The 12,595-nt window shown below is 69.8% G+C and carries 14 protein-coding genes; 8 read left to right on the top strand and 6 right to left on the bottom strand.

All coding sequences use genetic code 11. From position 1 onward, the window contains the following. Nucleotides 1-36: 36 nt before the first annotated feature. Nucleotides 37-666: a hypothetical protein gene (locus tag OM076_RS00550; protein WP_270037331.1), complete on the bottom strand. Its 630-nt coding sequence runs from the start codon at nt 664-666 to the stop codon at nt 37-39. Nucleotides 667-721: 55 nt separating this feature from the next. Here OM076_RS00550 and OM076_RS00545 point away from each other — a divergent pair, with 55 nt between their 5' ends. From OM076_RS00545 to OM076_RS00535, 3 genes are all read left to right on the top strand, one after another. Then, on the top strand, nt 722-919 hold the full coding sequence (locus tag OM076_RS00545) for a hypothetical protein (protein WP_270037330.1): 198 nt from the start codon (nt 722-724) through the stop codon (nt 917-919). 167 nt (nt 920-1,086) lie between these two features. After that, nucleotides 1,087-1,302, top strand: coding sequence for a hypothetical protein (locus OM076_RS00540; protein ID WP_270037329.1), 216 nt, complete (start codon nt 1,087-1,089; stop codon nt 1,300-1,302). Between the two features lie 24 nt (nt 1,303-1,326). Next, nucleotides 1,327-1,602 carry a hypothetical protein gene (locus OM076_RS00535; protein WP_270037328.1) on the top strand — a complete coding sequence of 92 codons (276 nt, stop codon included), beginning with the start codon at nt 1,327-1,329 and terminating at the stop codon, nt 1,600-1,602. Nucleotides 1,603-1,754: 152 nt separating this feature from the next. Here the strand turns inward: OM076_RS00535 and OM076_RS00530 are convergent, their stop codons facing one another. Beyond that, complete coding sequence (locus tag OM076_RS00530) at nt 1,755-3,260, bottom strand: Kelch repeat-containing protein (RefSeq protein WP_270037327.1); 1,506 nt, start codon at nt 3,258-3,260, stop codon at nt 1,755-1,757. A 445-nt stretch (nt 3,261-3,705) separates the two neighbouring features. Between OM076_RS00530 and OM076_RS00525 the strand changes: the two genes are divergently transcribed. Continuing rightward, nucleotides 3,706-4,146, top strand: a complete 441-nt coding sequence (locus OM076_RS00525) for a COG4315 family predicted lipoprotein (RefSeq protein ID WP_270037325.1) — start codon at nt 3,706-3,708, stop codon at nt 4,144-4,146. Nucleotides 4,147-4,333: 187 nt separating this feature from the next. Then, the gene (locus tag OM076_RS00520; protein ID WP_270037323.1) at nt 4,334-4,894 is read left to right on the top strand and encodes a DUF1707 SHOCT-like domain-containing protein; all 561 of its coding nucleotides are present in this window, start codon (nt 4,334-4,336) and stop codon (nt 4,892-4,894) included. Between the two features lie 9 nt (nt 4,895-4,903). On the opposite strand, the gene OM076_RS00515 is transcribed toward OM076_RS00520, so the two are convergent. Then, nucleotides 4,904-6,745 (bottom strand): CHASE3 domain-containing protein, encoded by a 1,842-nt coding sequence (locus OM076_RS00515; protein ID WP_270037322.1) that lies wholly within the window; start codon nt 6,743-6,745, stop codon nt 4,904-4,906. 145 nt (nt 6,746-6,890) lie between these two features. Between OM076_RS00515 and OM076_RS00510 the strand changes: the two genes are divergently transcribed. After that, a complete protein-coding gene (locus OM076_RS00510; RefSeq protein WP_270037321.1) occupies nt 6,891-7,772 on the top strand; it encodes a substrate-binding periplasmic protein in 882 nt (293 codons plus the stop codon). A gap of 26 nt (nt 7,773-7,798) precedes the next feature. Here the strand turns inward: OM076_RS00510 and OM076_RS00505 are convergent, their stop codons facing one another. Continuing rightward, complete coding sequence (locus OM076_RS00505) at nt 7,799-8,362, bottom strand: helix-turn-helix domain-containing protein (protein WP_270037320.1); 564 nt, start codon at nt 8,360-8,362, stop codon at nt 7,799-7,801. A gap of 48 nt (nt 8,363-8,410) precedes the next feature. Between OM076_RS00505 and OM076_RS00500 the strand changes: the two genes are divergently transcribed. Then, nucleotides 8,411-9,376, top strand: coding sequence for a methyltransferase domain-containing protein (locus tag OM076_RS00500; RefSeq protein ID WP_270037319.1), 966 nt, complete (start codon nt 8,411-8,413; stop codon nt 9,374-9,376). On the opposite strand, the gene OM076_RS00495 is transcribed toward OM076_RS00500, so the two are convergent. After that, nucleotides 9,327-9,560 carry an SHOCT domain-containing protein gene (locus tag OM076_RS00495; protein ID WP_270037318.1) on the bottom strand — a complete coding sequence of 78 codons (234 nt, stop codon included), beginning with the start codon at nt 9,558-9,560 and terminating at the stop codon, nt 9,327-9,329. The genes OM076_RS00500 and OM076_RS00495 overlap by 50 nt on opposite strands. A 105-nt stretch (nt 9,561-9,665) precedes the next feature. Here OM076_RS00495 and OM076_RS00490 point away from each other — a divergent pair, with 105 nt between their 5' ends. Next, nucleotides 9,666-11,864 carry a sensor histidine kinase gene (locus OM076_RS00490; RefSeq protein WP_270037317.1) on the top strand — a complete coding sequence of 733 codons (2,199 nt, stop codon included), beginning with the start codon at nt 9,666-9,668 and terminating at the stop codon, nt 11,862-11,864. Nucleotides 11,865-11,943: 79 nt separating this feature from the next. Here the strand turns inward: OM076_RS00490 and OM076_RS00485 are convergent, their stop codons facing one another. Then, on the bottom strand, nt 11,944-12,591 hold the full coding sequence (locus OM076_RS00485) for a ThuA domain-containing protein (protein ID WP_270037316.1): 648 nt from the start codon (nt 12,589-12,591) through the stop codon (nt 11,944-11,946). Nucleotides 12,592-12,595 lie beyond the last annotated feature (4 nt).

The following is a 12,595-nucleotide window of genomic DNA, read 5'->3' as shown; positions in this document are numbered from 1 at the left end:
GCGATCTCAGACACCGGCGGCGCGATCCTCGCTCCATCAGGCCACATCTGCGCCCGCCACGAACGAGCGGCTCGCCTGGTCGAGCGCGAACGAAGCGAGCGCGCCTCCGAGTGCCACGCACGCCGCCGCAGCCGCGTAGGCACCCAGTAACCCGGGCACGAACCATGCTGCATTCGCGATCACGGGAAGAGCCAGGCAGAACAGCAGTGAGCCCTGCAGATCGGCTCGGGCACGCACGTCAAGTGCGAAGACGAGCGGAGCGCCCAGTACGCACGAGCTGAACGCCGCCGCGGTGTACTCGCCCCAGTACACGTAGAGCAACCCGAACAGGCCCGCAATCAACAGTGCGCACGCCGCTCCGCGCAGCGCGGCCACGCACCAGCGCGAGACCGTAAATGCGCAGGACGCCGCAACGACGACGAGCCATGCTGCATAACTGAATGTGCTCGGGACGTGATCCTCGTGCAGGGTGCGCGAACCGGGTGGATACTCGCACCGCGTCCCGAGTGGAACCAGATTGGTAGCGGCCTGCGGTCGCCACGCGTCGGCCTCGTTCGCGCCGTACCAAGTCGAGCACGGCTCGTTCACCGTGACCGGCAGTGCGGCCAAGCCGCTGCCGACCCCGAACACGGCGATGACCAAGCCGATGGCGATGAGTACCTTCATCACTCAGGACTCTACAGCCGGGCGTTCGCGACGAAAGCCGTTAGGTTGCAGGCCGATGCTCGTCTCCGAGGTTCGCCGGGTCATCGACGCGATCGCCTGCGTGGTGGTGGCCTTCGGCGTCGCGGCGCTTCTCGGACTCGACCCGTTCTCCGGCGCTGTCGAGTTCGTGATCACAGCGCTACTCGGAGGTGCCGTGTACGGCGTGATCCTGATCATTTGCGAGGCCGCGAGGCACAGGTTCGGCCGGTCCTGAAGACGGTCTCGAAAGGTCTCGCGATTCGACGCTAGCGGCACGCCGCGTTGCGAGTACCGCGTGAACGGGTGCTGCATGTGGCCAACTTTGCCGCTCTCCCCGGGGTCATACCGCCGAACACATCCTGAAAGGCGGAGCCCATCTTCGACATCGACCTCAAGCACTGCTTGGCGATCTTCGCGATCGCTGTCGGCATGCTCGCCGCGGCAGGTTCGGCGTGCGCCGATGCTCACGGGCCGGGCGTGATCGGCTACAACGGCCACGCCGGGCTCGGCGCGTCCGTCTACGAGCACAATCAGACCGACCTCGAGTTTCTCACGTGCCTGCCTCTTGGCTCCCGTGTCAAGGACGGAACCTCAAACACGCTCGCCTTCGGAGAGTAGATCGGCACCCGGAAGGAGAACCGCATGTACCCATCCAAGCTCGGAACGACGGTCGCGATCCTCGCGGCCACGGCTGGATTCTCGGCACTGGTCGACAGCGCCCACGCGCAGATCTCGGGGACCATCGGCGGGGACGTCGTCGACAACGGCGCGTGCCAGGTACTCGGCGATCGCAGTATCGCGCTCACCGACGGCAACATGGCGTTTCAGTGGGGGCGGCAATCGTCCAACGCCAATGCGCTCGGTTGTCTCCTGCGAAGCCCGGGGCGCGCCTGGATCGCGCCTTGGTTCCGGGAGTGAGCGCATGACCCGGTCCTCGAGGCCGGGGTTCGTCGGCGTGCGGAACCTCGGTGTCGTGCCCGCGAGCTTGGAGATCCACTACGGCGACGTGTGAGCCGTATCGGGCTGCCTCGCCGGGCGGCCCTCGCGAAACCGGGCGCGGTGCGCGCGCGTCAGCTTCGCTTGAGCGTGCCCCGAACGTGCACCTTGGCCTGCGTGAGCTCGAGCGTGACATTGGTCGAGCGGCCCTTGAGCGCGCGCAGCCCCGCCTTGCCCAGCGTGAGCCGCACGGTCGCGGTGCGCCCCGCCGCTATGCGCACCACGGTGCGGGCGAGCCGCTTGCCCGCGCGTGTCTTGAGCGTGAGCGTGTCCCGGCAGGTACCGGCGCCGGTGCAGCGCAGGCGCAGCGCGATCCGGCCCTTGGCGTCCGCCTTCAGCGCCTTCGGCAACGCGGCGAGCACGGGCGGGAGGGGCTTGACGACGGGCTGCGGTGTGATGCGCGGGGTCTCGGGCGCCGGGGTCGCGGACGGCGTCGGCTCAGGTGTGACGGTCGGCGTGGCGGTGGGTGTAGGGCTTGGCATCGCGGTTGGCGGCGTCAGCCCGGGCGGAAAGTAGCGGTCCACTGTCGTCGGAGACAGTCCGGTCAGGTGATGCGAGGTGCCGGCGAGCAGCAACGAGCCGTCGCGGAGCGGGACCGCGGCGTGGCTCCAGCGGGCGAGCGGCGCGGGCGGAGAGATCTGCCATGTGCCCGTATCGATGTCATAGAGCTCGAGTGTGTCCTCGTTTTGCTCCACCCCTTGCAGCATGCCGTCGATGACGTGGAGCTCGAACTCGTGGCCGCCACTGATGAACGGACGCCCGCCGGCCAGATTGCCCATCTCCGACATCGCACGCCCGCGATGCAGCAGACCGGACGGGGTCCAGCTGTCCTGCGCGGGATCGTAGATCTCGCTCGTCCGGCTGGCGTTACCGAACACGCCCACCCGCGTGTACCCGCCGGCCACCAGGATGCGGCCGTCGGGCAACGGCACCGCGCCCGGATCACCCCGTCGCTCACCCATGGGCTTCCCCGCCGTCCAGGTGTCCGCCACGGGGTCATAGACGTCGGTGGTGTCCAGATAGTCGCCGTTCCAGCCGCCGACGACGAGCACCTTGCCGTCGGTCAGGCGCACCATCGCCGCACTGTCGCGCGGCATCACGGGGCCGCTTGTCCGCTTCCACGTGCCGGTCGCCGGATCCCAGATCTCAGCGCCTTCGGCGAGTGACCCGCCGCTGTTCCCACCGAAGACGAGCACCCGCCCGTCCGCGAGCAGCACGCCGTCGTGGTCGGAGCGGGCGACGAGCATCGAGCCGGTGGCGGTCCAGGCGCCCGTCGCCGGATCGTAGAGCTCGGCCGTAGCCGTCGGGTCGCTGTCGCTGATGCCACCCGCGACCAGCACCCGGCCGTCCGCCAGCGGCACGGTCGCCGCGGAGTACCGGCGTTCACGCATCGGCGCTGCGGCTGTCCAGGAGTTCTTCGCAGCGTTGTAGCGCTCTGCATCACGCGTGCGGGTCCAGTCGAACCCGCCGGCAACGAGCGCGCCACCGTCGGGAAGCGGGAAGGCGACCGGCGCGGCCCGCGACGCGCTCATGCCGCCGGCGGTCGTCCAGACCCCGGCGGTGTCGGCGCGGGCAGCCACGGGAAACAGCGCCGCTGTCGAACAGAAGAGCGCGATGAGGGTCCGTCTGTGCACGGCGCGGCATTCAAACCCGTTATGCGCAGACTCACCAATCGAACGTGTGTCCACCAATAGCCGGGAAGCTGCTCGTCAAGGTGTCGGTGTTCCTCGGCGCGATCATCACCGTCGTGGCGATTTCGCGTCACCGTCACGACGACGATGCTTGTCGTGAAACAGCCACTCCCGACCATGGATATCGACCAGCCGCGCCTCCACCCAGCCGGGATTCCATCAACCGGCGCCCTCCGGCCCGAAGCCGTCGAAGCGCCCCCTATCACGATCGGGCCACCTTCGCTGTTCTCAGGGCGCTCTCACGCGGCCGAGCTCGACGCCGAACCTCGGTTCGAACCGGCGCGTATCCCGAGACGTGAAGGTCCCCGCTTGGGCGACGTACGGGAGGTTCAGCATGCGCTTGATTATCGGCTTGATCGCGCTGACCGCGGCTTGCCTAGTGACGTTCGCGGGCCCCGGGCTCGCTGCGACCGGCTCGACGACCGTGAAGACGCGTCACGGCAAGCTCGGCACCTACCTCGTCGACAGCAAGGGCCGCACGCTCTACCTCTTTGAGAAGGACCGGACGAAGAAGAGCACATGCGCGGACGCGTGCGCCACAGCGTGGCCGCCGCTGACGACCAAAGGCCGCCCGAAGGCGGCCGGCTCGGCGAAGGCGTCCTTGCTCGGGACCAGCAAGCGCGCGGACGGCACGACGCAGGTCACCTACAAGGGACACCCGCTGTACTACTTCGTCCAAGACAAGAAGGCGGGCGATACGAAGGGCCAGAACGTCGACGGCTTCGGGGCGGAGTGGTACGTCGTCTCGCCGGCCGGCAAGAAGATCGAGGGATAGGACGTCGTCGCGCTCGAGGCGACCAGCGGCGCGGCCACTCAGCCTTCGTGGGTCGCGGGTGTTGTGATGTGATCTGCGACGGAGTGCAGTGCGCGGATCAGGTGGCGGTGAGGAGAACCTGACGTCCGTCGCCGCCGGGCAGGGCGACCTCGGAATGACCTCACGCCGGCGCCTAGAGTGCTGTGGCATGGACATCCGGGCTTCCGATGCCGAGCGCGACGCCACCGTTGACCGCTTGCGTGAAGCCGCGGCCGAGGGACGACTGACGCTCGAGGACCTGACCGACCGGATCGAAGCGGCTGCCGGCGCTGTGATGCGCTCCGAGCTCGTGCCGCTCACGTCCGACCTGCCGGACGCGATCGTGGTCCACGAGGCGGTGCCGACGGCGAACATCCGAGCGGTGGGAGACGTCAAGCGCGTGGGCACCTGGACCGTGGACGCGGAGAATGAGTTCCGGACGTGGTTCGGCAACATCAAGCTCGACCTCCGCCAAGCGCAGATCACCACGATCGAGACGCATATCAACGCGCGCGCGGTGTTCGGGAACGTGGTCCTGCTCGTTCCGGAGGGCGTCGAGGTCGAACTCCGGGCGCGTACGCAGATCGGCCGCACCAAGCTCGACGCGGGGCTGCGAACTCCGGGCGCGCCGCGGGTCGTGCTCAGCGGCGGGACGTTCTTCGGCGACATCAAGGTCCAGCACCGCCGGCTGTGGGAAAAGCTCACGCGCCGCGGCACGCTCAAGCAGTAGCGGCCGGCCTCAACCCACGGGCAGAAGCGCGACGACCACGGTGCCGCCGGCGGCAGGGCTCGTGACGTGAAGCCGTCCGTCGAGGGCCGCCACACGATCCTGCAGGCCGATCAGACCCGTACCGTCCTCGAAGTCGGCGCCCCCCACGCCGGCGTCTCGGACCTCGATCCGCAGCGTGCCGTCGTTCACGCCGACCTTGACCTCCGCCTGGTCAGCCTTCGAGTGTTTGACGACGTTGGTGAGCGCCTCACTGATGACGAAGTAGGCGGTGGCCTCGACCGCGGCCGGAAAGCGCTGATCGGTCACCTCGGTCGTTACGTCGAGGGGCGTGTTGGACACGATCGTGTCCACGGACGCCTGGAGACCGTTGCGGGTGAGCACCGACGGCAGGATCCCGTGTGCCAGCTCGCGCAACTCCGCCTGCGCCTGTTCGGCCTGGGTGAGCGCTTCGCGCACCAGTTCGCCGGCGTCCTCGCGCCGGTTCCCGAGCGCACGGTGGGCCCACTTGAGCGTGATGATCGTGTGGACGAGTCGCTGCTGCGCACCATCGTGCAGGTCGCGCTCGATGCGGCGGCGCGTGTCGTCCGCGGCGGCGACCACACGGGCGCGCGAGGCCGCGAGCGCCGAGCGGCTTTCGGCGTTGGCGATGGCCGTGGCGACGAGCCCGGTGAACTTGGTGAGACGCACCTCGGTCTCGGGTCCGAGCGGTTCCCCGCGGCTGCCGGCGGCGATCGCGCCCCAGAGCTGGTCCTCGACGAGGATCGGACAGCCCACGGAGGAACGCAGCCCCATCTCGTCGATCACGTCGGCCAGCGGACCCGAGGGGTGTGCGTACTCGTCGGTCCGGACCGGACGAACGGTCTTGAGCACCGTGGCGATCGACGTTCCTTCGCCAAGCGCCAGTGGCACACCGACAGCGATGTGCCCGGGGGGATCGGCCGCGACGATCACCACCGCGCCGTCGTCCTCGAACCGCGCGATCGCGACGCTGTCGGCGGCGAACAGCCCGCGGACCTCGGTGGCGACGGCCGCGAAGATCTCGGCGGGCGGGACGGCCTGCGCGACGAGCGTCGCGACGCGCCGGAGCGCGGCGTGCTCGTCGGCCAGGCGCCGCAGTTGCTCCTGGCTGACCTCAAGCGAGCTTCCCATCCGGTTGAACGCGCGCTCGAGCTCACCGATCTCGCCCACGCCGGCCTCGGACAGCCGGACGCCGAGGTCGCCGCCGGCCAGCCTGCCCGCGGCGCCGGCCACGCGGCGGACCGGACGGACGATCACGCGCGAGAGATAGCCCGTGAAGAGCGCGATGAGCAAGAGCGACCCGCCGACGCCGATGATGGCCGCGATCGTCGCCCGCCGCGCGTCGCGTTCGGCGTCGGCCTCGCGCGCGGTCAAGCGTTCGCGGCCCACCTGCTTGAGCCGGTTGAAGCTCGCCCTGAGCGCGTCGGTTCGCTGCTTGCCCTCGTCGGTGGTCGCGACACCGCGGGCCGACGGGTCGGAGCGTCGCACGGCATCGATCAGGGGCTCGCCGTACGCGCCGATGTAGTCGTTCGTCGCCTGGACGAGGCGCTCGGCCCGCGCCAGATCGCTGGACTCGCCGGCCGCCAGGCGTTGGAGCCGCGCCGCGATCGCGGGGAGTTGGGTGCGTCCGTCCTCCCACGGCTCGAGGAAGCGTTGCTCGCGCGTGATGACATAGCCGCGCAGGCCCGTTTCAAGATCGACGGCCAACCGCTCGAGCGCGTCGACCGCGGCCAGCTCCTCCTGGGTCTCGCGGCCGAGCTCCGTCGACGCGCGAAGGCCCGTGATGGCGATCAGGAGCACGGCAAACGCCGCTCCCACGATGAGCGCAAGCACGGCACTCGCAACGACCATGCGGCCAGTGAGCCCTTGGTTCATTTCACGCGCTCGTGCCGTAGACTACGGGATTGGGGTTGTGCGGATCCTTACGCGGGCTACGGGGCGGCGTCGTCCGCCGGCGGTTCTCCTCAGCGCGCTGATTGTGCTTGGCGCGTGCGGTGGCGACGGCTCGCACCCGGCGTCCACCGGCAACGCGGCCAACGGCGACTTCGATCCGCCGCCGATCCAGACCCGGTTCCCCGAGGCGGTCACGCGGGCCTGCAACGCGCAGTCGCCGACGCTCGATCGGATCAAGGACGAAGGCACGCTGTTCTGGGCGATCGGTGCGACGCCGCGGTTCGGCTTCAAGCTGCGCGACGGCCGCTGGGCGGGCGTCGAAGCGCAGAACGCGGCCGAACTGGCGACGCTGCTGGGCGTCGACTACGACATCACCGAGTACACGTACGACGTCCTCGCGCGCACGCTCATCACCGGCCAGGCGGACATCATCGGAGCTCAGCTGTTCGTGACCCGCGAACGGGCGAAGCTGATCGATTTCTCCACGCCCTACTACCGGGCCGGCCAGCTGTTCTACGTCCCGCGGGACTCGCCGTACCAGACGATCGCGGACCTCAATCGCCCGAGCGTCCGCTTCGTCGCGGGGTTCGGGACGGCCCAGCTCGGGCTGGCCAAGAAGTACCTGCCGCGGGCGCGGATCAACGGGGAGCGCCTCACCGGCCAGCTGATCCTCTACGAGCCGATCGCCGCCGGCCGCGCCGAAGCGACGATGACGGACGCGTCCGCGATGCAGATCATCCGGGATGAGTTCAAACACCCGCCGCTCGTCGCCGTCGGTCTCAACGGGCGGGTCACGGGCCGGCGAGTGTCCGCCGACGAGATGCTCGACCCGTTCGATGTCGCCTTCGGCCTCTCGAAGGGCGACCCGGCGTGGAAGGCCTGCGTCGACGCGTGGGTACGAGACCTGCTCGACTCGGGCCGGATGGAGAAGCGCCTGGACTACTGGCTGGCGCAGCGCGTGACGTGAACGCACCCGCTCCGACCGAGGCACGATCAGGAGTGGAGATGAGCGCGCTCGCCGTGGTGATCGAGGATGCTCAGGATCTCGGCGGGCCCGCCGTGGCCGGCCATCGTATGCGGGGTCATCGTGTCGAAGCTGGCCGCTTGACCGCTGGTCACCAGGACCTCGCGGCTGCCGAGCCGTAGTCGCACGGTGCCTTCGAGCACGTAGAACCAGTCGCGGCCTGGATGGACCCGCGCTTCGGGAAGCTGCGCGTGTTCCGGGATGCGCATCTTGGCGACGACCCGTCCCGATGGATCGTCCGGGCGGGTGAGCAGCCAGTAGGTGGAGCTGCCCGCGGCGTCGCGGCGCGGACGGATCACCACATCCTCGTCGTCGTCCGCGATCAGCAGCTCGTCGACCGTCGTGTCCAGCACGCGGGCGAGCGTCACGAGATGGTCGATCGCCATCCGCCGGTGCCCGGTCTCGAGCCGGCTCAGTGTCGATGCGCCGATGTTGGCGTGCCGCGCCAGCTCGTCGAGCGACCAGCCACGCGCCTGACGGAGTGCGCGCAAGCGGCGACGAGCGGCACTCTCGAGCGAACTCTCTTGCGTCATCGGCAAGAGGGTATGCGATTAGCGCACTAGGCGGCTAGCGTAGGTCGCATGCCGCACGGACACCATGGAGCCTTCGAGCTCGAGCGCATCGCCGCGGCCCTTGAAGTCGAGGGCCAATTGACCTCCGGCCTCACCTCCGAGGCGATCGCGCTGTGCGCCGACCGGTTCGCGACGACCGGCGACACGGTCCGCCGCGTCATCGACCTCGGATGCGGACCTGGTGTCGGAACCGCGCTGCTCGCCGAGCGCTTTGAGTCCGCGACCGTCGTCGCGGTCGACGGCTCCGCCGCGATGCTCGCCCGCGCGGAGGCCATAGCGGCACGACTCGGCGTGGCCGATCGCGTCGAGACGCGCGCGTTGGACCTGGACGGTGACGATCTCCAGGCGCTGGGGACGTTCGACCTCGCCTGGGCGGCGATGGCGATCCACCACGCCCGCGACGAGGTCGCCACGCTCACGAACCTCAGGCAGCTGCTCCTTCCGCACGGCCTCGTGTGCGTGCTCGAACGCGAGGACGCGACGATCGTGCGACTCGCGGACGACCTCGGGCGCCCGGGCATCTGGGACCGCCTCCAAGCCGCCCGCCGCGGACGCGTGTCGCCGTCGCTGCCGGGCGCGTCGAACGCCGAGCGCTACCCCGCCATGCTCGCCGCCGCGGGGCTCGAGGTCGTCGTGTCGGACACGCTGAGCGACACCGTCACGGCGCCCGACGACGCCCCGACGCACGCGTTCCTCCGCGCGCAGCTGCGGGGATCGCTGCGGGACTTGGTGGGCGTCGCCGACCCGGCTGACCTCGACGCGCTGCGCGCGTGCGTCGAAGCGACACCCGTTCACCCCGACGGTCGCTGGGACGGCGCCGCGGTCACCTCCAGTCGGAAGCGCTTCATCGCGCGGCCGGCGCGTTCCCGTCTGCCGCAGGCGTGCCTCGGCAACGGAGACGCCTCCGCCTCCCTCCCCACCTCGCTCAGTTCTGCAGGACCTTCCCCTTCGCCGTCTGGAACTCCTCAGGCGTGAGCGCACCTTCGTCGAGGAGAGACTTGAGTTCCTTGAGCTGCGTGACAACGTCGGGTCCCGGCGCGGCAGCCCTCGCCGCCTCCCACTGCGCCTGCAGCTGCTTGTGGTGCGCCTCGTCCAAGCCGACCTGGAAGCCGACTCCGCCGAGCATCATCGGCGCACGACGCAACGGTCTTAGTGGCATCACGCGACGATATCCCGCCGCGGTGGACGCACACATCACCCGCTCCGGGTGACGCTGAATCCCAGAGGGCCGCGGGGCCCGTGGATGCTCCGGTATTGTCCGCGCATGGCACGTCGGCGCGTGCGCGGCGGTAACGATCCCCCGCTCGAGCGCCTGGCGGACGAACAGGCGGCACTGCGCCGGGTGGCCACACTGGTGGCCCGCGCCGCGGACCCGAGCGAGGTCTTCGAGGCCGTCGCGCGTGAAATCGGCTTGCTGCTCGAGGCCGACTTCGCGGGGATGGCCCGTTTTGATCGGGACTCTGTCGAAACGCTTGCCTTTTGGGCGGCGGATGGCAGCCGTCCATCCGGGGCCCCGCGCTGGGCGGCTGAACAGGAGCCGACGACGATCGCCTCGCCAGAGCTTCGCGTGCGCTGGGACGACTGGTCAGACGTTCCCGGACCTTTGGCGGCGTATGTCCGCGATGTCCTCGGAGCAGTATCCACGGTCGCGTTTCCGATCATCGTCGATGGTCAGCCGTGGGGGGCCTTGGGCGTGCATTCAAAGCAGGGTCCGTTCGCGGCGGATACCGAGGCACGGCTGGCGAACTTCTCCGACCTCGTGGCGACGGCCGTGGCGAACGCCAACGCGCGGGCTGAGGTCGCTCGACTGGCCGAGGATCAGGCGTCGCTCCGGCGGGTCGCGACGCTGATCGCCAGGGAGGTGCCGCTTGACGCGGTGTTCGCCGAAGCGGTGCGGGAGGCGGCGTGCGCGATCGGAAACGTCGACTGTGCGCTGTGGCGTGACGAGGGCGACGGAACGGTCAGCGTGGTCGCCGTCTCGGGCTCTCACGCTGCGGCCCGGTTGACCGTGGCGGCGCGGCGCCCCCACGCCGACGAGGCGATCGTCGGCGCTGTGCTGCGGGAAGGCCGGACCAAGTGGATCGCAAGCGAAGCCCGGGCGGGCACGATCCCAGAGCGCACCGTCGACGTCGGGGTCCGGTCGGCGCTCGGCTGTCCCATTCTCGTCCGGGACCACGTGTGGGGCGCTCTGACCTTGTGGGCGCTCGACGAAGAGCTGTTGCCGCCGGAGACCGAAGCTCGCGTTACCCCGTACGTCGACCTCGTCGCGACGGCGATTGGCGGTGCCGAAGCGCGCGCGCAGGCGCTACAGCTCACTGAGGAGCAGGCGGCGCTACGCCGTGTGGCGACGTTGGTGGCCGAAGGCGCATCGACCTCCGCTGTCTTTGATGCCGTCGCGCGGGAGATGGGCCGGCTCCTCGCCTCCGACGGCGTCACGCTGATGCGATTCGAACCGGGCCAGGAGTTCATCATCGTGAGTCATGTCGGCCGCGACGCGGAGCGCTTCCCGTCCGGCACGCGACTCAACCACGACGGTGACAGCCTCGCCACGATCATTCGCAGGACGGGTCGACCGGCCCGGATCGAGAACTATGCCGCGGTACGCGGGGAGATCGCCCGCCTCACCCACGAGCTCGGCGTCACGGCGGCGATCGGGGCACCTGTGCTTGTCGGCGGCCGGACGTGGGGCGTTGTGGCCGCCCTCTGGCATGCGGTAGGCCTCGTTCCGCCTGCCGAGTCGGAGGATCGCATGGCGCAATTCGTCGAGCTGCTCGGCACCGCCATCGCGAACGCCGACGCACACGATCAGCTCGTGGCCTCCCGCGTACGTGTGCAGACCGCCGCCGACGAGGCGCGACGCCGGGTCGTGCGGGACCTGCACGACGGCGCGCAGCAGCGCCTGGTGCACAGCATCGTCGTCCAAAAACTCGCCCTGCGCGCGCTACGCGACGGCCAGCCGGACGCGGACGCGCTCGTCGAGGAGGCGCTCCGGCAGACTGAGCAGGGCAACGCGGAGCTGCGCGAGCTCGCACACGGCATCCTCCCCACCCCGCTCCTTCGCGGTGGCCTGCTTGCCGGCTTGCGCTCGCTCGTGGAGCGGACCAACCTCCAGGTCGACCTGGACGTGCCCGCGCACCGCTTCGCGCTCGAGATCGAGGCGAGCGCGTACTTCGTGATCGGCGAAGCACTGACCAACGTCGCCAAGCACGCGCAGGCGACCCGCGCCGGCGTTACGGCCGTCGCGGCGGAAGGGGTGCTCCGGATCGACGTATGCGACGACGGGGTGGGAGGCGCCAACGCCGGTGGAACCGGCCTGATCGGGATGGACGACCGGGTTGCCGCGCTCGGCGGCCAGTTGACCGTCGACAGCCCGGTCGGCGTTGGAACTCGCATCACGGCGTCATTTCCGCTCGGCCCAGATGGCCTCCCACACGAGCGCGCGCGAGCGGATGCGAAGCCCTGACTTTGGCGGCTCGCCGGCGACACCGGCCATTACGCGGACCGGCAGCGGCCCGACGGATCGATCGTCAGCCGCGCCGCCGTCACGCCGCGCTACGCCGAGCGGCCCAGAGCATCCCGTTCCGGTGCAACGCGGCCACTTCGGGCACGTCGAGCTCGGCCACCGCGTGGCCGATCGAGCAGTAGAACACCGCGCCCGCGCCCCACCGGCGCGTCCACGCCACCGGCATGACCACACCCTCGGCCCAGGGAGCCGTCGCCGGGTGAAAGGTGGTCGTCGCCAGCACGTGGTTGGACGGGTCGACGTGCATGTAGTACTGCTCGGACGTGACTGTGAAGTCGCTGAGACCGCGGGTGATCGGGCTCTCCTGGTCCACGATCGCGACGGCGTAGTCCTTGATGCCATCGGGGTGGGCGACGAACTGCCCGCCGACCATCCACTGATACTCAACCGCGTCACGGAACGCATCGCCCGCACCACCGTGAAAACCAGCAAGGCCGACGCCGCCCGCGACGGCGTCGAGAAGCCCCCGCAGCTGCGACTCGGAGATGCTGCCCATCGTCCAGACGGGCACGATCAGGCTCAGGCCGTCAAGCCCGTCGATCAGGACGTCCAAGGAGTCCGCGGTCTCGACGGTGAATCCCTCTTCGCGGAGCATCCCCGCGTAGGCCTCGGCGAAGGCACGGGGCGAGTGACCGTCCCATCCGCCCTGGATGATCAGCGCCCTCACGACT

This window comes from Solirubrobacter ginsenosidimutans (assembly GCF_027587205.1).
The sequence above is the reverse complement of the archived record's forward strand: the minus strand, read 5'-3'. Positions and strand labels throughout refer to the sequence as shown.